This is a genomic window from Chromohalobacter sarecensis (assembly GCF_023061135.1).
GTDB lineage: Bacteria > Pseudomonadota > Gammaproteobacteria > Pseudomonadales > Halomonadaceae > Chromohalobacter > Chromohalobacter sarecensis.
Map to the genome: position 1 here is coordinate 16,361 of NZ_JAKGAN010000013.1, position 20,615 is coordinate 36,975.

Sequence of the window (20,615 nt, forward strand, 5' to 3'; positions counted from 1 at the left end):
TTTAACCCGGTTGCCGTTTCGTCCGCCAGTTGAGCACCGCCACGGTCAGCGCGGGCAGGAAGGTCACGGTGACGATGGCCGTACCCAGCAGCCCGAACAGCACAATGGCACCGACGCCGCGGTAAAGCTCGGTGCCTTCGCCGGGTAAAAACACCAGCGGCGAGAGCCCGCACAGGGTGGTGAGCGTGGTCATCGCAATGGGTCGCAAGCGGCTTTCCACTGCATTGAAGACCGCATCGCGTACGCTCATTGACCTTTCGCGGAGGTTCTCGCGGGCCTGGTGGACCACCAGAATCGGATTGTTGACCACGGTGCCCATGAGTATCAAAAAGCCCAGCATAGTGATCATGTCGAACGGCTGGCTGATGGCGTTCAGGCCAAAACGTGGCAGTACCGCGCCGACGGTATTCATCAGCCATAGCCCGACGATGCCACCGGCCGCGCCGAGAGGAATGGTCGCCAGAATCAGCAGCGGGTAGCCCCAGTGGCTGAAAATCGCCACCAGCAACAGATATACAATCGCCAGTGCGATCAAGCCATTGCCGGTTAGCGCCTGGCGAGTAGCGTCCAGCTGATCCCCCGCGCCTGTCACTGTCACATCAATATCGCCGGGTAGCTCCCCTGAGTCGCGCATTGGCTCGATCACCTCGCGCTGCATCCGTTCAATCCCCGCTTCAAGCGCCACGCTGCGCGGTGGAATGACGTCCAGAGTCACGCTGCGCCGACCGTCGACCCGGCGAATGGTGGCGGTGCCGACGGTTTCTTCGATATCGGCCACGTCACTGAGCGGCACGTTGAATCCGGCCGGGGTGTGAAGCGGCAGGCTAGCCAATTCATCAAGCTCGATATCGCCTGCGTTCGGGCCATAGCCGTAGAGGTCGATTTTTTCATCGTCGAGATAGAAATCATCCAGATACGCGCCGTTGGTCAGCACCGCGATGGCCGTGCCCAGGGCATCGGTGTCGAAGCCTAGCTCGGCGGCGCGCGCCCAGTCGGGATAGATCTCGATCAGCGGCTGGCCAAGGTCGAGCGCAGAGGGGCGCGACTGAATGCGCGGGTTATCGAAGGTCGCTTCCGCACGCTCGTAGATGCGGTTGGCCGTGGCGTACAGCGTTTCCAGATCATTGCCGGCAATATCCAGCGTGATACTGCGTGTGCCGCCGTCGTTGCTGGAAATGATCGAGCCGCGAGCGGCAAAGGCACGCATGTCCGGATAAGCCTCGTAGCGCTCGGTAAGCGCGTCCATCAGCGCTTCGATATGATTGGGATCGATGGTTGCGGCAATGATGCGCAAGCTCTGGGCTTCAGCCTCAATCCCCATGGTGCGGATCGGCGGAACGTCGGTATCGCCGCGCTCAAAGGCTGCCGGGTCGGCGCCCACATGAGGTTCGAGTTCACGCTGCAGGGTTTGCGCGATCTCGTCCATGGTGGCGAGGTTGTAGCTGGCAGGGGCATTCATGCTGGCAAAGGTCTTGGGTTCTTCACCCTCGGGTAAGTACTCCGCGGGCGGTGTCAGCCAGATAAAGATCGCCACGCCGCCGACAACGCCGAGTACGATGGCAGCCAGGCGTCGCCCGGTACTTTGGATCATGCCGTCGACCACCCATAGGCAGGCGCTCATCCAGCGCGGGCGGCGGGTATTGCCATTATCGCGCCCGCGAAAATCAATATGCGCGCCGAGGGTGGGGATCACGGTAATCGCGACGATCATCGAGATCAGTATCGAAGTGGAGATCGCCACGGCGATATCGGAGTAGAGCTGCCCGGCCTCCTGCTCGATGAAGAAAATCGGCACAAACACCAGAATCGTCGTCAACGTTGAGGCCAGCACCGCCGACCACACCTGCTTGACGCCCTCAAGTGCCGCCTGGAAGCGTGCCAATCCACGGCGGCGCTGGGTTTCGATGCTTTCGAGCACCACGATGGTGTTGTCGATGGTCATGCCGATGGCAAAGGCGACCCCCGCCAGAGAAATCACGTTCAGGGTGCGCCCGGCCAGCATTAGCCCGAGAAACGCGGCAATGGTACAGATGGGAATGCCGATAACACCGGCGACGGTGGCGCGCGCTGAACGTAAAAAGGCATACATCACCAGCGTGGCGAATAGCGCCCCCAGCCCGAGGTTGACCCAGACATTGGCAATCGATGATTCCACATAGCGCACGTCGTCATTCGACAGGGTCATCTGCATGCCTTGTTCGGCGAGCAGGCCGTCGTTCAATGCCTCGACTTCTTCGGTCATCGCACGTTTGATGTCGATGACGTTGGCCCCCGGTTCGCGGCGGACCTGAACGCTGAGTATCGGCTCGCCAGCGGCGTTGTACGACCGCGACGTGAGCTCGGCGTAGGACTGTTGTACCTCGGCGACATCACCGAGGCGCACGATCTCGTCACCCTGGCGCCGGAGGATCAGCTCTTCCAGGCTTTGCACGTCCTCAAAGCGCCCCACGGTGCGCAGCAAATAACGACGCTTATCGCTTTCCAGATTGCCACCCGACACGTCCTGGTTGCGGTCTTCCAGGGCGGTTTGAATATCGCTGATGCTCAGATCGCGGGCGGCGAGGGCGTCCGGGTTGAGCAGCAATTGCATCTGCCGTTCGGCGCCGCCGGACACGCTGACTTCCGACACCCCAGTCACGCTTTCCATGCGCGGGCGCACGTTATCTTCCAGATAATCGCGCATGGCCGGCATATCGAGCTGGCGAGGGTTGCCCTCGCTCGGGCCGACGTTGAAATACATGAAGGCGTTGGCCGAAAACGAGTTGGCGACAATACGCGGCTGGTCGACGTTGTTGGGGTAGGAGGGTACCTGGCTGAGGGCGTTGTTGACCCGGATCAGGGTTTCGGTGAGGTCGACGCCGAAGGGAAATTCCAGCTCGATTTCCGCGCTGCCACTGCTGGCGGTGGACTCCATGCGCTGCAGGTTGGGCACGTTACGAAGGTATTCTTCCTGCTCGATGAGGATATCTTTTTCGATGTCCTGCGGGTTGGCGCCGGCCCACTGGGTCTCGACGCCAATCACCCGGGTTTCCAGGTCGGGAATCATCTGGACGGGAATCCGCCAGATGGCGGCGATGCCCACAATCAGCAGAATCAGCGTGACCACGCTGACCAAAATGCCGTGGCGAATAATGGCGGCAAACATGTGTGGGCGTTACTCCTTGTCGTCGTTCAGGGTCAGTGTCTGATCCTGTTCGAGGCGTTCATTACCCACCACGATCACCCGGTCGCCTACCGCGATACCCTCATGGACAGCAACATTGCCCTCGAAGCCGCTGCCGATGTCGACGCGCTGCTCGACGGCGCGCCATTCGTCGTCTTGCTGGCGGGCAAGCCAAACGCTGACGCTGCCATCCGGGCGGCGGATCAACGCATCGCGGGGAACGCTGGGGCCGGTTTCTCCCACAATTCGCAGACGCCCCTCAATGGCCATGCCCGGCAACAGGGTACGCGCCTCGCTGGGGGCGGCGCGCAGCAGGAATTGACGGCTACTGGTGTCTTGGGGAACCTGCGCCTGGGGTTGGGCGGTATACCACTGGTCATCGCCCTTCTGGCGTACCTCGAGGGTGGCGTCATCCATTCGCGCGTAGGCAGAGAAGGGCACTGAGAAATCAATCGCCAATGCGTCGATATCGACCAGCGTCATCAAGGTATCGCCAGGGGTGACCCATTCGCCGAGTTGGGTGTCGCGCTGGGTGATCAGCGCATCAAACGGAGCGGTCACCTCGTGACGTGACACGCGTAGCTCCCAAAGTGCCTGTTCGGCTCGTTGCGCCGCCAGGGCGGCTTCAGCCGCTGCCAAGGCATTTTGCCGCTGGCGTTGCTCGCTGGCCGCGATGTGCTCCTGCTCTGCCAACTGGTTGGCTTCGTTAAGCAATCGTCTGGCGTCGTCGCGTTCGGCGCGGGCCTGATCGATATTGGCTTGGGTTCGTTGGCGCTCAAGCTCAGCTTCTCGACTATCCAGGGTCAATAAGCGTTCACCCTGACGGACGCGTGAACCCAGGTCGACGTTCAGCGTACTTACCAGGCCCGACTCGGCGCTGGAGATCTGCGACGTACGTGGGGCACTCACACTGCCGTTCAAGCGAAGCATCTCTATACGCGGGGTTGCCTCGACGCGCTGGGTTTCCACCCGCGTTTCCTGAGCGGAAGCGGCGCCCGCTGTGATCACCAGCAAAGTCAGTGCCACTGCGCATGCCTTGAACGTGCGGCCGATAGATCGGAATCGTCGCAAGATAGCTCACCATTCAGCTCAATAAACACCCCAGCATGCCATAATGGAACGGTCCGCTGGCGTTGGTGAGATCAACGTTATCTGTACTTGAAGGCGCCCTGCAGCGCTTAGTCTTTTGCAGCAGTCGCGGTCCCGGCTTCGGCCGGTGCGTCCAGGGCACGCAAGAGGCTACGCCGAGCACGGTGATGCAAGCGCCAGCCCAGCAATAGAGCAGCCACCGTCAGCCCGGCACACAGCCCCAGCCAATAGCCGTGGATGCCGAAGGGCGCGAAATGGCCCTCCCAGCCGCGTCCGAGCCAATGGCCGCCTGCCAGCCCGATCAGCCAGTAAGACAACAGCGTGATCAGCATGATGACGCGGGTATCCTTGTAGCCGCGTAGCGCCCCGGCGAGATTGGCCTGCAGCGAGTCGGAAATCTGATAGAGCATCGCCAAGGTCACCAGCGACATGGCCAGTGCGTGGACCTCGTCATTGGAGGTGTAAAGCGACAGGATCGGGCCGGCCGTCGCCCACAGGAGCGCATCGTTTAGAAGTGCCACGAGCAGGGACACGGCGATGCCGTTCCAGGCCACGAAACGCGCTTCTTGCGGCTGCCCTGTTCCCAGGGTATGACCGACTCGCACCGTCAGCGCCATGCTCAGCGACAACGGCAGCATGAACAGGATCGAGGTGTAGTTGAGCGCGATCTGGTGGGCGGCGACGACGACTTCCCCTAGGCGCGCGACGAACAAGGCAATCAGGGTGAATAGCGTGACCTCGACGAAGATCGCCACGCCGATGGGCACGCCGACGTGCAATAGCTCGAGGATGTCGCGTCGACGAGGCGGCACCGGCGAGTGCCACAAGGTGACGCTGCCGTAGGCACGGGCACGCTGCGTATAGACCATCATCGCCAGGCACATCACCCACATGGAGATCGCCGTGGCGATACCGCAGCCCACGGCGCCCAAGGCGGGCAATGTGGCGACCCAGCCCGGGGTGAGATCGCCCAATAGTGAGACGATACCCGGGCCACCGTAGATCAACGCATAGTTGCAAGGGATGTTGAAACCCAACCCCAGGAGGCTGATCCACAAGGCGGGGCGGGTATGATTCATGCCATCGGAGAAGGCGCGCAAGGCTTGATAAAGACCGACGCCCGGCATGCCGAATGCCACGGCGGCGAGATACCCGGCGGACAGCTCGGCCACGTGGCTGGGGACGCCCATGAGCCGGAAAACCGGGCGCACGCCGAACCACAGCAGCAACGCCGACAGGACGCCCAGCAACAACGCGATCCACAGCGCCTGGTGGACGTAAGGACGAATCGCCGCCTGGCGTTGACCCCCCAATAGCTGCGCCACGATGGGCGTGAGCCCCATCAGAGCGCCGGTCATGAAGAGCATCAGCGGCAGCCACAGGCTGGAGCCGACCGAGACGGCGGCCAGGTCGGTCGCGCTGGCGCGTCCCGCCATGATGATATCGACCGCGCTCATGCCCGACTGCGCCAATTGTGCGCCGCAGATCGGCAACGTCAGGCGCATCAAGAGGCGCGATTCACGAAGGCTGTGGGCGAACAAGGCCTGTGGCGCGATCAAACCGATCCTCCCGGATAGGCAAAAGCGGCATTCTAGCAAGGGTGCGCCGGAGATGCCTTGCATCGAGCGGCCCGAGAATGCCTTTCATCGTCTGGCAGAGTGCCTATAATGTGCCTCCGCTTTCGAAGGAGGCCGCGTGATTCACCGTATCGACGATGTCATCGCCGTGTTCGACGGCATCTTTGCCGCGCCATATAGAACCTGTCTGGTCAGTGGTGACGACGAGCCGCTGTACTGTCCCGCCGATGGTGAGCACGCCATGCACCGGATCATCTTCGCGCATGGTTTCTTCGCCAGCGCGCTGCATGAAGTCAGCCATTGGTGCATCGCCGGGGAGCGCCGCCGTCAGCTCGAGGACTATGGCTACTGGTACGCGCCGGACGGTCGCGACGAGGCACGGCAACGCGAGTTCGAAAGCGTCGAGATCGCCCCGCAGGCGCTTGAATCGCTATTCAGCGAGGCTTGCGATCTGCGGTTTAACGTCAGTGTCGATAACTTGGGCGGCATCGAGATCGATCGGCATGCCTTCGCCGAGCGCGTTGCCGCCCGCGCGGCGCGTTATCGCGAGATCGGCCTGCCTCTCCGAGCCGCGGCATTCCGCGAGGCACTACATGCCTTCTACCGTCGCGGGCTTTCGCGCGAGGCGGCAATCGCCGAGGGCCGGGCGTGCCTGAATCGGTAGCGTCGTTACCGTTATCGCCACCGGCGTTATTCTTCGCCGCGCAGGCGCTGGTGCAGATACAGCATGACTTGCACTTCGTGGTCGGCGCGCATGGGCTCAAGTCCTAAATCGCCGAACAGTTCGCCTCGGGCGCGTGCCCACTCGCCGGGATCGAGATCGGGGTAAAGCGTTTCCGCCGGGGCCAGTTCAACGAAAGGCGTCACCGCGAAGTCGTCGAATAGGCGTGACAGCGCCGCCTCGTCATCGCCAATGCCTGCCGTATAGAGCGTGACGTTGAAGTGATCGCCTTCCAGCTCACGCAATACGTCCAGGGGGCTGAGGCCCAGGCTGCGCAGCTCGTCCAGGCTGTAATCGCCAAGCTTGAGGAGGTCCTCGTCGAGCCAGTCGTCGTCGGGCTGAATGAGCGCGTGCTTGATCTGTCCATCGGGCAGGGCCCAGGAAATGGCGACGGGAAGCGCGTCCTCGTCGCCGGTTTCGATGGTAATGAAACCGGGAAAGTCCATGTTATTGCTCCTCGTCGAGTTGGAAGAACCGGCGTGCCGTGGCCGTCGTCGCCCCAGCCAGCGTCGCCTCGCTTTCACCGCGCCAATGGGCGATCTCGCGGACGATCCACGGCAGCAGTGCCGGTTCGTGGCGGCGTCCCTTGAGCTTGGCCGGCAGATTGCGCGGCAACAAGTACGGGCAGTCGGTTTCGACCATCAAACGCTCGGCGGGAATGTCGCCGACGATCTCGCGCAGATGGTGGCCGCGACGCTCATCGCACAGCCAGCCCGTCAGGCCGATATGCACATCGAGATCCAGGTAGCCATGCAGGGTCTCGCGATCGGCGGTAAAGCAATGAACCACGACAGCGCCGATCTCATCGCGCCAGTGATGCAGGATCTCGCGCATCCGCGGGCCGGCGTCACGCTCATGCAGGAACAGCGGCAGGTCGCTATCGGCCGCCAGGCCGAGCTGGGCTTCCAAGGCGCGTTCCTGCTCGGCGGGGGTGGAAAAGTTGCGGTTGAAATCCAGCCCGCATTCGCCCACGGCGACGACCTTGGGATCGGCGTGCAGCGCGCGCATGGCGGTTTCCATCGAGGCGTCCCAGTGGCTGGCCATATGCGGGTGCAGCCCAGCCGTGGCGTAGAGGCCGTCGTGGCGATGCGCCAGAGCGACGGCTTGCTCACTGTGCGCCATGTCGGTGCCGGTGAGAATCAAGGTCGCCACCTGGGCCGCGTGAGCACGTTCGAGTACGGCGTCGAGATCCTTGGCGAAGCTTTCGTGCGTCAGGTTCGCGCCGATGTCGACCAAGGGCGCGGGCGACGTCAGGCGCAGCGCGTCAGGTAGCGGGTTGGCGTCGTCTTGTGTCACGGGATATCACTCCAGCCCAATGAGTCGCGAAAACCCACCATTCTACCCCCGGACCTAGGAGGCGACCATGCGTTACACTAGTGTCTTTACTACGAATGTCTGTCAACGAGGTGGTGACGCGTGACGCTGTTACGTCTGGAACAGTTGCAATTGGCTTACGGCACCCAGGTTCTACTGGATAATGCCGAGCTGACGCTGGAAAAAGGGGAGCGCCTGGCGCTGGTGGGGCGCAATGGCACGGGCAAATCGACGCTGCTCAAGTTGATTTCCGGTGAGACGTTGCCCGATGGAGGGCACATCTGGCGTGCGCCCGGATTGAAGGTGGGCGTGCTGGCGCAGGAACTGCCGGATGCCAGCGGTAACACCATTTTCGATGTGGTCGCCCAGGGCCTTCCCGAGGCGGGCGCCTTGCTGAGCGCTTATCACCATCTGGTGATGAGCGATTCGCCCGACATGGATGAGTTGTCACGCTTGCAGACCCAGCTCGAATCGGTGGATGGCTGGTCGTTTCACCAGCGTATCGACACCATTCTCTCGCGTCTGGGGCTGCCGGAAGACACCGAGATGGCAAGCCTCTCCGGGGGCTGGCGGCGGCGTGTGGCGCTGGCGCGTGCCCTGGTGGCGGATCCCGATGTGCTATTGCTCGACGAGCCCACCAACCATCTCGATCTGGATACCATCGGCTGGCTGGAAGAACAGTTGCTCGCCTTCAATGGCTCGGTGCTGTTCATCACCCACGACAGGGCTTTCCTGTCGCGGCTGGCGACCAATATCCTCGAGCTCGACCGGGGCTTGCTGGGGCGTTATTCCGGTAACTACACGACGTACCAGGAGCAAAAGCAGCACGAGCTTGAAGTCGAAGCGCGCGAGCGCGCCGAATTCGACAAGAAGCTCGCCAGGGAGGAGAGCTGGATCCGTCAGGGCATCAAGGCACGCCGCACGCGCAACGAAGGCCGCGTGCGCGCGCTCGAGAAGATGCGTGGTGAGCGTGCCGAGCGCCGTGAGCGCGTGGGCCGTGCGCAGCTCAGCGTCGACAGCGGTGAGCGCACCGGTAAACGCGTCGTCGAACTCTCCGATGTCAGCCAGCGTTTCGGCGACGACTGGGTGGTGCGCGACCTGTCGCTGGAGATTCAGCGCGGTGACCGTATCGGTTTCATCGGCCGTAACGGCGCCGGCAAGACCACGCTGCTGAAGATCCTGCTGGGAGAGCTCGAGCCTACCGAAGGGAAGGTGCGGATGGGGACCAACCTCAGCGTGGCTTACTTCGATCAGCTGCGCGCCGGGCTCGAACTCGAGAAGACGGTCTACGACAACGTGGCCCAGGGCAGCGATCGCGTGGAAGTGGGAGGCAAGGACAGGCATGTCATGAGCTACCTGCAAGACTTCCTGTTCTCGCCGGACCGTGTGCGTCAGCCGGTCAAGGCGCTCTCGGGCGGGGAATCCAACCGCTTATTGCTGGCCAAGCTGTTCACCCAGCCGGCCAACGTCCTGGTGCTCGACGAACCGACCAACGACCTGGACGTCGAGACTCTTGAGCTGCTCGAGGAGTTGCTGCTGGATTTCGACGGCACCCTGCTGCTGGTCTCGCACGACCGTGCCTTCATGGACAACGTGGTGACCAGCGTGCTGGCCTTCGAGGGCGAGGGGCGCGTTCAGGAGTATGTCGGCGGGTATAGCGACTGGGTGCGTCAGGGCGGCAAGCTGCCCCCGGCACCGGGCGAGTTCGGCACTGCGGCGAACGTGCTGCCGGCCCGCGAGGCCGAGCCTGCGACGCCCGCGCCTGCCAGCCCGGATACCGCCAAGCCCCAGGACGCTGCGGCGTCGGCTACATCCAAGCGGGTCAAGCTTTCCTACAAAGTGCAGCGCGAGCTGGATCAGTTGCCGGCGACCATCGAGACGCTGGAAGCCGACATCGCCGACTTCGAGGCCGAAGTGGGGGCCCCTGAGTTCTACCAGCAGGACGCTGAGACCGTCACTCAACGCCTGGACGCGCTGGAAGCGAAGCAAGCCGAGCTGGATGCGGCGATGTCGCGCTGGATGGAACTGGAAGCGATGGCCGAAGGCGAATAAGGACGACGGGGCAGGGCGATGACCGCCGTGCCCCGACGCGGCGAAGGTTATTCCTCGACGTCGCCATCCTGACCGACGCGAACCGCCAGCACGTCGCAGCGTGCACCATGCAAAACGCCAGTGGACGTCGAGCCGAGCAGCAAGGCGAATCCGTGGCGCCCGTGCGAGCCTACGACGATCAGGTCGACATCATGCTCTGCGGAGAAGCGGTGGATCTCGGTATCCGGCATGCCCACTAAGACGTGTTGATTTTCCGACGACACCCCGTGGGGATCGGCGATTTCCGCGAGCCGCTGCTTGGCATGGTCGTCGAGCTGGTCCTGAATGCTGGTCAAGTCCATGGGAATATCGCCGCCATAGGCGAAGCCCAGTGGCTCGAGGGTATGCATGATCGACAGCTTGGCATGGTTACGTTCGGCGATGGGAATCGCGCGCTCGAGGACTTTATAGGAGTCCTTGGTCAGATCGACGGCGACTAAGACGTGCGTGTATTCGTTACTCATGGGGCATCTCCCACCTTGTCGATGAACGCTTCCACTTTAGGCTCGCCGAATCGACGAGACAATGCTTCAGATCAATCAGCGCCTACGGAGGCAGGCTTGGAGATCTTTCTATTCTTGGGGTTGGCGGTGTTTCTCGTTCTCTCGCCAGCCTTGTGGCTCAGGCCGGGGCTTCATGAAAAACGCCGCGATGCGCTGCGGGTGGCGGCGCGTGAATCGGGCGCGGCAATACGTGCCGACAAGCCACCGTTGCAGGTGGATGGTCTGATAGGGTATCGCTGGCGTTATCCGCAAGCCGCGCCGGGGAGTGACTTTACGCTGGTGCGCGACGGCCATGCCAGTGATCGTTTGCAAGAAGCCATGGCGGGATGGCGTTGGCGTCAGGCGCCACTGCCGCCGTTGAGCGATGACAATGACCGCCGCTTGAAAGAGGTGCTGCTCACCTTGCCCGAAGACGCGCTGGTGGTGGCGTCGGGACCGCAAGGCTTGACGCTATGGTGGGAGGAATCCCGCGAGGCTAAGGCGTTCGAGCCATCACTGCGCGCACTGGTCGCTCTCGTCGACCAGTTGGGTGGAAGTGGCCGCCATCGCAAATAAGCATCGTTGCAAATGAGCAGCGTCACACATGAGCACCGCGTGATGGCTCACGCGATGCTCATGGCGATTCACAGCGCTCGCTCACTCCTCGCAAGGTGAGCGTGACAGCAGCCGCTGTCCGTTCTGCTCGATGCGCGTCAAAATGGCGTCCAGCTGATCGACGTCCGCATCGCTCAGCCCTTCGATCATTTCGACACGCGCCTGCTCGACGACGGTCTCGATCTTCTTGAGCAGAGGCGTCGCCTTGTCGGTGAGATAGACACGCTTGGTGCGGCGATCCTCGTCACTCGGGCGGCGCTCGATGAGCCCTTGCTCGGTGAGTTGGTCGAGCGTCCTGACCAAGGACGGAGCTTCCACGCCGATCGAGCGGGCCAGATCGCATTGCGGCTGACCATCACCCATTTTCGACAGGTGGTAGAGCGTTACCCAACGCGTCTGCGTCAGCTCCAGGGGAGCCAGGCGTTCGTCGAGGATGGCGCGCCACAGGCGTGGTACGCGTGACAGTTTGAGTCCGATATCCTGATGCATGGGCCTTGTATTTGGTTAGGAACCTAACGGGATTGTCCCGAGTGTGACGTGCTATTGCAAGTCACACTATCGTCGACCTTTCATTCATCGTCCTGGGCCGAACCGGCAACCAAGTGACGGATGTTCCAGCCAGGCAAACCCGGGGGTGAATGGATGTCGCCATCGGCATGCGTGGCCTTTGAGGCGTCTTCGTCGACACGGAAACGCAGTGTGCCGATCCGCTGGTCGGTGGCCGTCATCACGTCGACCTGCCAACGTCCCTGCGATCCCGTGGGGAAGTTCTGCTTGTGCGTCCAGGCGCGGTAGCCCTGTTCGCGTCCCCCGCGGATGACCAGCGGTATACGATCGACCACCTCGCCATCGTGCCGCCACACGTGATAGATCTTCTCGCGTAGGCCGCGTGGCGCGCGAATCGCGGTGTAAGCGTACAAGCCTTGCCCCGAGAGTGTCGATGGGGTCAGCACGCTTTCGCCGCGCGGCTCGCGGTCCCCGACATCGAACCCCGGCGAGAGGGCGCTTCCGGATAGCCACAGCGTAGCCGGAGGAATCCATACCCGCCCCATCCAGGCCGCCGAGGCCAACACCGCGATCAGTCCGATCATCGCCAGCCATCGCCAGAGTCCTTGAGGCTGCATCAGGTTGATCAGACTGGGCACGCTGAAGATGGCCATGGCGATGATCGCCAGTATCAGGCTTTGACCGGTGGTCAGTTGCAGCATGACCGGCAACGTCACCAGCACCACCACGAACACGCACATTGCGTGGAACATGAAATACAGCCAGCGATGGCGTTGCGCGAGGCCGAAATAAAGGGGATCGAGAATCGCCAGCAAGCCGCAACCGATCAGCAGCAACGTGAAGACGGCCTGGCCGCTCGCCCACACCGTGGTGGCAAGAAAAAACGGCAATACGAAGAACAGCGTCTCCTGGTGGATGAGCTGCGCGATGAAGGTCGTCACCATGCGTGGCAGGCCGGGCTGCCCACGAAATTTGAGCAACCGTGTCAGCAAACTTTCGGCCAACAGCAGGCACCAGGCGACCAGCAGCCCCAAGGCCAGCACGGCGCCGAGCCATTGCTGGCGGTTGACCAGGAAAAACCCCAGTAAACCGATGACGAAAGCCGTGGGCGGCCACAGCCAGGCATAGCGCTTGAGACGTTCGACGAGCGGCGTGATACGAGCGATCAGTGTCGCGCTAGTGGGTAAGGACATGAGGTGTATGGAAGTTCCGATGCAGCAAGTAGTAAGAGGCAGCGCGTAACACAGAGACGCGATGGTTGGAGGACCGCAAAGGCGCCTATCCTATCAGGAGTCCAACGCCTCCGGGAGTTGTCTCATCGGTATGTGTCTCGATAGAGCGTGTTTCAACGCGACTATCTGTTCGCGACTATCTGCTAATGGGGGGAGACTTGACGCCACCGCTTGGCTGGCGCAAGCTGATCTGCATTCAAACGACTGTATGAAAGTGTGCGAGGAACAGCGCCACGCCCGAGCCCGGCGCCTGTCTCCTTCGTGAATCGTAAGGTCCAGGCCAACAGCAGGGAGAGCCCTGAATGATTTATCAAGGTAACGCCATCACGGTGGTGCAGCGCGATGACGGCATCGCCACGTTGACCTTCGATGCGCAAGGCGAGTCCGTCAACACGCTCTCGAGCAAGATGATCGAAGAGTTCGAAGCGGCCCTGGCGGCGCTCGGCGAGGCCACGAATGTCAAAGGCCTGGTCATCACCAGCGCCAAGGACGCCTTCATCGTTGGCGCGGATATCACCGAGTTCCATGGCATGTTCCAGCGTGATGAAGACTTCCTGGTCGACATGAACACGCGCGTGCACGGTATCTTCAACACGCTGGAAGATTTGCCGTTTCCCAGCGTGGCGGCGATCAACGGTCTGGCACTCGGCGGCGGCTGCGAGATTACCCTGGCGTGCGATTTCCGGGTGATGAGCGACAGCGCCAAGCTGGGCCTGCCCGAGACCAAACTGGGGATCGTGCCGGGTTGGGGCGGTTGCGTGCGTCTGCCGCGTTTGATCGGCGCCGACAACGCCATCGAGTGGATCTCTGGCGGGACGGAAAACCGTGCCGATGCCGCCTTGAAGGTCGGCGCGGTGGATGCCGTCGTCGCGGGGGACGCCCTGGAAGTCGCCGCCCTGGATATCCTCGCCCGCGCCAATGCCGGCGAGCTCGACCACCAGGCGCGCCGCAGCGTCAAGCAGTCCCCGCTGATGCTCAACGCCATCGAACAGATGATGGTCTTCGAGACCGCCAAGGGCTACGTGGCGGGCAAGGCAGGACCGCATTATCCGGCGCCCATCGAGGCGATCAAGGTCATCCAGAAGGGCGCCGGTGAAGACCGCGAACGTGCGCAGGCCATCGAAGCCAAGGCGTTTGCCAAGCTGGCCAAGACCGACGTCTGCTATCATCTGGTCGGCTTGTTCCTGAGCGATCAACTGGTCAAGAAAAAGGGCAAGCAGTACGCCACCCAGGCTGCTGCCGTGAACAAGACGGCGGTGCTGGGCGCGGGCATCATGGGCGGCGGTATCGCCTATCAGAGCGCCTACAAGGGCACGCCGATCCTGATGAAAGACATCAAGGAAGAGGCGCTGCAACTGGGCCTGCAGGAAGCGCGCAAACTGCTTGGCAAGCAGCTCGAGCGCGGCCGTCTGAGTAGCGATCAGGTCGCCGAAGCGCTGTCCAACATTCGCCCCACGCTCTCCTATGGGGACTTCGCCGATGTCGATCTGGTGGTCGAGGCCGTGGTCGAGAACCCCAAGGTCAAGGAGGCCGTGCTGGCCGAGGTCGAGGGGCTGCTCGACGACAACGCCACGCTGACCTCCAACACCTCGACGATCTCCATCGACCGCCTCGCCGCGACGCTCAAGCGCCCCGAAAACTTCTGCGGCATGCACTTCTTCAACCCGGTGCATCGCATGCCGCTGGTCGAGGTCATCCGTGGCGAGAAAACCAGTGACACCGCCGTGGCGGCGACCGTGGCGTATGCCCGTCAGATGGGCAAGACGCCGGTCGTGGTCAACGACTGCCCGGGCTTTCTGGTCAACCGTGTGCTGTTCCCCTATTTCGGTGGCTTCAGCCTGCTGGTCGAGCAGGGCGCCGACTTCGAGCACGTCGACAAGGTCATGGAGAAGTTCGGCTGGCCGATGGGACCCGCGTATCTTCTGGACGTGGTGGGCATGGACACCGCCGTGCATGCCCAGCAGGTCATGGCGGAAGGCTTCCCGGACCGCATGGCGCAGGAAGCCAAGAACGGCGGCAAGACGGCGATTCAACGCATGTACGACGAGGATCGCCTGGGCCAGAAGAACGGCAAGGGGTTCTATCGCTACGAGGAAGACAAGAAGGGCAAACCCAAGAAGGTCTCCGACGAGCAGGCTCATGCCTTGGTCGAGAAATCCGTCGATACGCGTCGCAAGTTCAACGACGACGATATCGTCGCGCGCATGATGGTGCCGCTGTGCATGGAAGCCGTGCGCTGCCTGGAAGACGGCATCGTGGCGACGCCGGCCGAAGCGGATATGGCATTGATCTACGGCATCGGTTTTCCGCCGTTCCGGGGTGGAGCGCTGCGTTACATCGACGCACTGGGGGTTGATACGTTCGTCGCTCAAGCCGAGGCGCTGGCCGAGGAACTCGGGCCGCTTTATCGCCCCACCCAGCGGCTGCGTGACATGGCCGCCAAGGGCGAGCGTTTCTATCCCGACACGTCCGAATCCGATCAATGAGCCACCACGCAACGAGGAGCGCGAAAATGAGTTTGAATCCTAGAGATATCGTGGTGGTCGATGCCGTCCGGACCGCCATGGCCAAGGCCAAGCACGGGGCTTTCCGCAACGTGCGTGCCGAAAACCTCTCCGCCTCGGTAATGCAGGCGCTGTTCGATCGCAATGCCAACCTGGTGCCCGCCGAGGTCGACGACGTGATCTGGGGGTGCGTCAACCAGACCCTCGAGCAGTCCATGAACATCGCGCGCAACGCCGCGATCATGACCGGGATTCCGCGCAGTGTGCCGGCGCAGACGGTCAATCGCCTGTGCGGTTCGTCGATGAGCGCGCTGCACATCGCCACGGCCAACATCAAGGCCGGCATGGGTGACTTCTATATCATCGGTGGTGTCGAGCACATGGAGCATGTGCCGATGGATCATGGCGTCGATGTCAACCCGGCGGCCAGCAAGTACGCCGCCAAGGCCGCCATGATGATGGGCCTGACCGCCGAGTTGCTGGGCAAGATGCACGGCGTGGGCCGTGAAGAACAGGACGCGTTCGGCGTGCGCTCGCATCAACGCGCGGTGGCCGCTAACGAAAACGGCTACTTCGACAACGAGATCGTCGGCGTCGAAGGGCACGACGCGAATGGCTTCCGGCGCCTGATCGACCGCGACGAAGTGATCCGCCACGACGCCAATCTGGAAGACATGGGTAAGCTCAAGCCGGTCTTCGACCCCAAGGGCGGCACGGTCACGGCGGGTACCTCCTCGGCGCTTTCAGTCGGCGCCTCGGCGCTGGCGGTGATGAGCTACGAGCGTGCGCAAGCGCTGGGGCTCGAGCCGCTGGCACGGGTGGTCTCCACGGGCGTTGCCGGCTGCGATGCCTCGATCATGGGCTACGGCCCGGTGCCGGCGACGCAGAAGGCCCTCAAGAGTGCGGGCCTTAGCATCGACGACATCCAGACCGTCGAGCTCAACGAAGCCTTTGCCGCGCAATCGCTGCCCGTGCTCAAGGATCTCGGACTACGCGAGCGCATGGACGAGGTCGTCAATCTCAACGGCGGTGCCATCGCACTCGGCCACCCGCTGGGCTGCTCGGGGGCGCGACTCTGCACCACGCTGCTCAACGTCATGCGCCAGCAGGACACCACCCTGGGCCTGGCCACCATGTGCATCGGCATGGGCCAAGGCGTAGCCACGGTGTTCGAACGCCTCAAGTAACGCGCTACCCGCTTTTCGCCTGTAGTACAGCGATAACAAAAAGTACAGCGATAGCAAAGCGACACCCGCCACGGGTGTCGCTTTTTTACGTGGCTGCCGTTTCAACCGGTAAATCTGATATTACTGAGCAAAATACTGACTACACTGATAAAAACGTCGGGGCGCAGCGAATCCTGAAGCGCGTCGCGATGTGATGCGACTATCGGCGATGGAGGAGGTGTTTTCTATGCTCACGCATGTCTGGGGACTTTTGGTACACCCGAACCGTGAATGGAAGCAGATCCACGACGAAAGAGAGACCATTACCCACCTCTACAGTCATCATGTCCTGGAAATGGCGTTGATCCCGGTGGTGTGTGCCTTCATCGGCACCACCCAGGTCGGTTGGGATTTCGGTGGCGGGCCTACCATACAGCTCAATTACCTGGATGCCCTCTTCGCCGGGATCGCCTTCTATGTGGCGATCTTGATAGCGGTGGGCTTCATGGGGACGGTGATCCACTGGATGGCGCAGCGTTATTCCAACCCTCCGAGTCGTAGACGCTGCATCATCTTCGCCGGCTACGTCGCCACGCCGATGTTCGTCGGAGGTGTCGTCGCGCTCTACCCATTGGTCTGGCTTTGCATGCTGGCGACCATTGTCGGGCTCTGTTACAGCGCCTATCTGCTGTATCTGGGGATTCCCAACTTCCTCGACATCAGCTCTGAAGAAGGCTTCATCGTCACCGGCTCGACGCTCGGTATCGGCGTGCTGGTGCTCGAGGTCCTGCTCGGCGTGACGGTGTTGCTGTGGGGCTACGGCGCCAAGTTGCTGGGCATCGACTTGTAGTCTCTTCAATGAAGCAGACGCCAACGGCGCCCTCGAGGTGCCGTTGGTCGTTCAGGCCTCGCCGCTTACATACTCAACCGATTGCAGCGACTCGGTGGCGGTGACGATGCTTTCCAGCTCGTCGCAGAAGGCGGTGAAGGCGTCGCTGGAGTGGCCCGGCGTGCGATGCAGTTCGATCTCGACATGTCCCAGCGGCGGCAGGCCTTCGTCCTCGCCGACGATGCGGCAGCCTTCGGGGACGCTGCGCGGCGTCTTGACCGTGGCTGCCAGTCCCGCCTGCACCGGTAGATTAATGCCGGTGGGGGACTGGCTGGAGTAGCGCACGTCCCAGCGTCGTTCGGTGGGCCCCAGGGCGGCGAACGCGTGGGCGCGGAAGGTGCAGCCCTCCGGGTTCAGGGCCAAGGGCAGAATCTCCCAGTCGGTGATCGAGCGGTTCTCGGCGACCACCCACACCATAGGCTCGCGGCCCAGCAGCCGGCCGGTCTGGGTGGGGCCGTGGCGCACCACTAGAGCGACATCCAGTAAGCCCTCCTGAAAGTCATGTACCAGCGAGCCGCTGATGTTGCAGCTCACTTCCAGGCGCACCTCAGGAAAGCGGGCGGCGAAGCGCGGCAATAGCTCGGGCAGATAGGTACTGGCCTGTTCCTCCGAGGTGCCCAGGCGGATCAGTTCGCCCTGGCGGTCTATTCCCATCACCCGGCGCGCCTCGTCCTGAAGCTTGAGGATATGCCGGGCGTAGGGCAGCAAGCGGCCACCCGACGGGGTCAGCATCACGCTGCGGCTGGTGCGCTCGAACAGCGACTCGCCCATCTGATCCTCGAGCCGCTTGATCTGCAGACTGACCGCCGATTGCGTGCGATGCAGCACCTTGCCGGCGGCGCTGAAACCCTCGCACTCGGCGACCGTGACGAAGGCGCGAAGCAGGTCGGTATCCATGATCTATGAGCCCTTGCAATCTTTTTGATCTTAACCATTCATTTCTATTATTGAACCTGGCTCTCTACCCTGTCCATATGTAATTGGACACGTCAGGAGCAGATTCGCATGTCAGCCAACACCATGCAGGCAGACGACACCGCACTTAACGGCCTGATCGATCTCGAGCGCTATCCCATCGATCAACTCGACGGCGAGCGCGGACGCGCCCTCATCGAGCAATGCCGAGAACAGCTCGGCGAGGACGGCTGCGTGGTGCTCAAGGGCTTCGTGCCCGACGAGGCGCTGACACGGCTCGAGCGCGAGACCGAGCGGCTCTCGCCAGAAGCGCATTACAACCAGACCGAGACCAACCCCTACAACAGCGACGGCGACCCCAGCCTGCCGGCCTCGCATCCCAAGAACCGCTTCGGCGACCGCACCAACGGCTTTGTCGCCGGGGATCGCATCGACGCCGATACCATCATTCGCCAAGTCTACTCGCATGCCGGGTTCCAGCGCTTCATCGCTCGCGTGGTGGACATGGAAGAGATCCATCAGTACGCCGACCCGTTGGCCGATCTGGTCGTCAACGTGCTGCGCGAAGGCTGCCAGCATCCGTGGCACTACGACACCAACGAGTTCATCGTCACCATGATGACGCGCCAGTCCCAGGGCGGTGGGCGCTTCGAATACGCGCCGGGCATCCGCAGTCCCGAGGGTGAGAATTTCGAGGGGGTCGAGAAGGTCATCGACGGCGACCGCTCGCAAATCAAGTCGCTGGATCTCCAGCCGGGCGATCTACAGATATTCTTCGGCCGTTACTCGCTGCACCGCGTGACGCCGGTGGAAGGCGACCGCGAGCGGCATACCGTGATCTTCGCCTACGCCAAGGAGCCGGGCTTCATCGGCCGCCCCGAGCGCGCCAAGCGCATCTTCGGGCGCATGGCGCCGGTGCATGAGCGCTTGATGGAAGAAGGCATGCAGCGCAGCGATAGTCTCGCCGATTGACGCGCTTGAACGGCTAGGCAGCACGACCCGCCTAGCCGCGCTCGCGACGCATCGTTACGCATATGCCCCCCGTTTTTCTCAAGGAAACACCATGAGCATCGTCGACTTCGAAAACCTGACCGACAACGAACCCAACGCCATTCCGGTCGTGTCCTCCGCTCCCATGGCCAACGGCGACAGCATTCCCACCGCCTTCGACCCGGTACAACTGCGCGGCGGGCGCCTCAAGCGCCTGCGCGCGATGATGGCCGAGCAAGGCTACGCCGCGCTGGTACTGTTCGACCCGTATAACCAGCGCTACGCCACCGGCTCGCGCAACATGTTCGGCTACTTCCTGCGCAACTCCACGCGCTATATCTATGTGCCGCTCGAAGGCCCGGTCATCCTCTTCGAGTATCCGGGCAGCGCGCATGTCTCCACCTGGCTCGAGACCATCGATGAAGCGCGCACCTCCAAGGTGGTGTGGTCGGCGGTCAACCAGCGCGACAACATGTCCTCCGACCCCTTCGGCATCGAAATCGCCGAGCTGATGGAAGAACACGCCAAGGGCAACAAGAAGATCGGCCTCGACCGCTGTGCGCTGAACCTGGCGCGTTCGTTGGAGGCCCAGGGGCTGGATGTTTTCGATTGCATGCAGGACACCCTGCATTGCCGGCGCATCAAGACGCCGGAAGAGATCGCCTGCCTGGCGCAATCGATGGCCGGCAGCGAGGCCGCTGTGTCTGCCGTGGAAGCCGCCATCAAGCCCGGCGTCACCGAGAACGAGCTGTTCGCCATCATGTACGGCGACGTCATCCGTCAGGGCGGCGAGTTCATCGAGACGCGGCTGTTGTCTTCGGGGCCGCGCACCAACCCCTGGTTCAACGAAGCCAGCAACCGGGTGGTGCGTCCCGGCGAGCTGGTGGCGTTGGATACCGACACCATCGGCTGCCACGGCTACTACTCCGACTTCTCGCGCACCTTTCACGTCGGGCCGGGCCGCCCCAGCGCCTATCAGCAGAGCCTCTACCAGATGGCTTATGACCAGGTGCACCACAACATGTCGATCCTCAAGCCGGGCATGAGCTACCGCGAGATCGCCGAAAGCGCCTGGAAGATTCCCGAGCGCTTCCTCGACCGCCGCTACCCGTCGATCATCCACGGCGTGGGCATGCACGGCGAGACCCCGCTGGTCGCCCACCACATGGACTTCGACCGCTTCTCCAAGGACGGAGTCCTGGAGCCCGGCATGGTCGTCTCCGTGGAAAGCTACATCGGCGAGGTCGACGCCGCCGACGGCGTCAAGCTCGAGGAAGAAGTGCTGGTGACCGAGACCGGCATCGAAAAGCTCTCGCGCTATCCGTTCGATGAGGCCTTGCTGGGTCGCCAATTCTGATCC

General features: G+C 62.5%; 17 protein-coding genes. 8 read left to right on the forward strand and 9 right to left on the reverse strand.

Going from position 1 to position 20,615, the window contains the following annotated elements:
* Nucleotide 1: 1 nt before the first annotated feature.
* The 3 genes from L1071_RS15510 to L1071_RS15520 all read right to left on the reverse strand — a co-directional run bounded on the left by L1071_RS15510 (nt 2) and on the right by L1071_RS15520 (nt 5,757).
* The gene (locus tag L1071_RS15510) at nt 2-3,145 is read right to left on the reverse strand and encodes an efflux RND transporter permease subunit (protein ID WP_246976789.1); all 3,144 of its coding nucleotides are present in this window, start codon (nt 3,143-3,145) and stop codon (nt 2-4) included.
* Between the two features lie 9 nt (nt 3,146-3,154).
* On the reverse strand, nt 3,155-4,189 hold the full coding sequence (locus L1071_RS15515) for an efflux RND transporter periplasmic adaptor subunit (RefSeq protein ID WP_246976792.1): 1,035 nt from the start codon (nt 4,187-4,189) through the stop codon (nt 3,155-3,157).
* Between the two features lie 152 nt (nt 4,190-4,341).
* Complete coding sequence (locus tag L1071_RS15520) at nt 4,342-5,757, reverse strand: MATE family efflux transporter (RefSeq protein WP_378110142.1); 1,416 nt, start codon at nt 5,755-5,757, stop codon at nt 4,342-4,344.
* Between the two features lie 190 nt (nt 5,758-5,947).
* Between L1071_RS15520 and L1071_RS15525 the strand changes: the two genes are divergently transcribed.
* Nucleotides 5,948-6,493: an elongation factor P hydroxylase gene (locus tag L1071_RS15525; protein ID WP_246976798.1), complete on the forward strand. Its 546-nt coding sequence runs from the start codon at nt 5,948-5,950 to the stop codon at nt 6,491-6,493.
* 26 nt (nt 6,494-6,519) lie between these two features.
* Here the strand turns inward: L1071_RS15525 and L1071_RS15530 are convergent, their stop codons facing one another.
* Together L1071_RS15530 and L1071_RS15535 are read right to left on the reverse strand one after the other, a co-directional pair.
* Nucleotides 6,520-6,996 carry a hypothetical protein gene (locus tag L1071_RS15530; RefSeq protein WP_246976801.1) on the reverse strand — a complete coding sequence of 159 codons (477 nt, stop codon included), beginning with the start codon at nt 6,994-6,996 and terminating at the stop codon, nt 6,520-6,522.
* Nucleotide 6,997: 1 nt separating this feature from the next.
* A complete protein-coding gene (locus tag L1071_RS15535) occupies nt 6,998-7,846 on the reverse strand; it encodes a TatD family hydrolase (RefSeq protein ID WP_246976804.1) in 849 nt (282 codons plus the stop codon).
* Between the two features lie 120 nt (nt 7,847-7,966).
* Between L1071_RS15535 and L1071_RS15540 the strand changes: the two genes are divergently transcribed.
* Nucleotides 7,967-9,916 (forward strand): ATP-binding cassette domain-containing protein, encoded by a 1,950-nt coding sequence (locus L1071_RS15540; protein ID WP_246976807.1) that lies wholly within the window; start codon nt 7,967-7,969, stop codon nt 9,914-9,916.
* 47 nt (nt 9,917-9,963) lie between these two features.
* Here L1071_RS15540 and L1071_RS15545 read toward each other — a convergent pair whose 3' ends face one another.
* Nucleotides 9,964-10,419 carry a universal stress protein gene (locus tag L1071_RS15545; protein WP_246976810.1) on the reverse strand — a complete coding sequence of 152 codons (456 nt, stop codon included), beginning with the start codon at nt 10,417-10,419 and terminating at the stop codon, nt 9,964-9,966.
* Nucleotides 10,420-10,515: 96 nt separating this feature from the next.
* Between L1071_RS15545 and L1071_RS15550 the strand changes: the two genes are divergently transcribed.
* On the forward strand, nt 10,516-11,013 hold the full coding sequence (locus tag L1071_RS15550) for a preprotein translocase subunit YajC (RefSeq protein WP_246976813.1): 498 nt from the start codon (nt 10,516-10,518) through the stop codon (nt 11,011-11,013).
* Nucleotides 11,014-11,094: 81 nt separating this feature from the next.
* Here the strand turns inward: L1071_RS15550 and slyA are convergent, their stop codons facing one another.
* Together slyA and L1071_RS15560 are read right to left on the reverse strand one after the other, a co-directional pair.
* Nucleotides 11,095-11,541: a transcriptional regulator SlyA gene (gene slyA / locus L1071_RS15555; RefSeq protein ID WP_246976816.1), complete on the reverse strand. Its 447-nt coding sequence runs from the start codon at nt 11,539-11,541 to the stop codon at nt 11,095-11,097.
* Between the two features lie 80 nt (nt 11,542-11,621).
* A complete protein-coding gene (locus L1071_RS15560; protein WP_246976819.1) occupies nt 11,622-12,752 on the reverse strand; it encodes a DUF5924 family protein in 1,131 nt (376 codons plus the stop codon).
* 341 nt (nt 12,753-13,093) lie between these two features.
* On the opposite strand from L1071_RS15560, the gene fadB reads away from it, so the two are divergent.
* The 3 genes from fadB to L1071_RS15575 all read left to right on the forward strand — a co-directional run bounded on the left by fadB (nt 13,094) and on the right by L1071_RS15575 (nt 17,311).
* On the forward strand, nt 13,094-15,277 hold the full coding sequence (gene fadB / locus L1071_RS15565; protein WP_246976823.1) for a fatty acid oxidation complex subunit alpha FadB: 2,184 nt from the start codon (nt 13,094-13,096) through the stop codon (nt 15,275-15,277).
* Between the two features lie 26 nt (nt 15,278-15,303).
* Nucleotides 15,304-16,482, forward strand: a complete 1,179-nt coding sequence (gene fadA, locus L1071_RS15570) for an acetyl-CoA C-acyltransferase FadA (RefSeq protein ID WP_246976826.1) — start codon at nt 15,304-15,306, stop codon at nt 16,480-16,482.
* Nucleotides 16,483-16,708: 226 nt separating this feature from the next.
* Nucleotides 16,709-17,311, forward strand: coding sequence for a Yip1 family protein (locus L1071_RS15575; protein WP_246976830.1), 603 nt, complete (start codon nt 16,709-16,711; stop codon nt 17,309-17,311).
* A gap of 51 nt (nt 17,312-17,362) precedes the next feature.
* Here L1071_RS15575 and L1071_RS15580 read toward each other — a convergent pair whose 3' ends face one another.
* A complete protein-coding gene (locus L1071_RS15580; protein WP_246976833.1) occupies nt 17,363-18,247 on the reverse strand; it encodes a LysR family transcriptional regulator in 885 nt (294 codons plus the stop codon).
* Between the two features lie 108 nt (nt 18,248-18,355).
* On the opposite strand from L1071_RS15580, the gene L1071_RS15585 reads away from it, so the two are divergent.
* Nucleotides 18,356-19,237, forward strand: a complete 882-nt coding sequence (locus tag L1071_RS15585) for a HalD/BesD family halogenase (protein WP_246976836.1) — start codon at nt 18,356-18,358, stop codon at nt 19,235-19,237.
* Nucleotides 19,238-19,328: 91 nt separating this feature from the next.
* Nucleotides 19,329-20,612: a M24 family metallopeptidase gene (locus tag L1071_RS15590; protein ID WP_246976840.1), complete on the forward strand. Its 1,284-nt coding sequence runs from the start codon at nt 19,329-19,331 to the stop codon at nt 20,610-20,612.
* The last annotated feature ends 3 nt before the right edge of the window (nt 20,613-20,615 follow it).